1 pseudogene is annotated in these 1,015 nt (G+C 52.3%); it reads left to right on the top strand.

Annotated features, from left to right (window positions below):
* Nucleotides 1-11: 11 nt before the first annotated feature.
* Nucleotides 12-1,015, top strand: a pseudogene (locus FE392_RS16980) (IS3 family transposase); the annotation flags it as partial.

Raw genomic sequence — 1,015 nt, 5'->3', positions numbered from 1 at the left:
CAGGTGCCCCAATGAAAAGAAGAAATTTTAGCGCTGAGTTTAAACGCGAATCCGCTCAGCTGGTTGTTGATCAAAACTACACCGTGGCTGATGCGGCCAGTGCTATGGATGTCGGTCTTTCCACCATGACACGATGGGTAAAACAGCTTCGTAGTGAGCGACAGGGCAAAACGCCAAAGGCCTCTCCTATAACTCCCGAACAAATTGAAATACGCGAGCTTAAGAAAAAACTACAACGTATTGAGATGGAAAATGAAATATTAAAAAAGGCTACCGCGCTCTTGATATCAGACTCCCTGAACAGTTCTCGCTAATCGGGAAACTCAGAGCGCATTATCCTGTGGCTACACTCTGCCACGTGTTCGAGGTTCATCGTAGCAGTTATAAATACTGGAAAAGTCGCCCTGATAAACCAGACGGCAGGCGGGCAGCATTGCGCAGCCAGGTTCAGGAACTGCACAGCATCAGCCAGGGTTCTGCCGGGGCAAGGAGTATCGCCACAATGGCAACCCGGAGAGGCTTCCAGATGGGACGCTGGCTTGCTGCCAGACTCATGAAAGAGCTGGGGCTGGTCAGTTGTCAGCAGCCCACTCACCGATATAAACGCGGCGGTCATGAACATGTCGCTATCCCGAATCACCTTGAGCGGCAGTTCGCAGTGGCAGAGCCAAATCAGGTGTGGTGCGGCGACGTGACGTATATCTGGACAGGTAAACGCTGGGCATACCTCGCAGTTGTTCTCGACCTGTTCGCAAGGAAACCGGTGGGCTGGGCAATGTCATTTTCTCCGGACAGCAGACTTACCATCAAGGCACTGAAAATGGCCTGGGAAACCCGCGGTAAACCAGCCGGGGTGATGTTCCACAGCGATCAGGGCAGCCATTATACAAGCAGGCAGTTCCGGCAGTTACTGTGGCGTTACCGAATCAGGCAGAGTATGAGTCGACGCGGAAACTGTTGGGATAACAGTCCGATGGAACGCTTTTTCAGGAGCCTGAAAACCGAATGGGTACCG

This window comes from Xenorhabdus santafensis, assembly GCF_033949405.1.
Taxonomy (GTDB): domain Bacteria; phylum Pseudomonadota; class Gammaproteobacteria; order Enterobacterales; family Enterobacteriaceae; genus Xenorhabdus; species Xenorhabdus santafensis.
Note: the sequence above shows the minus strand (reverse complement) of the source record. Positions and strands in the feature narration are given on the sequence as shown.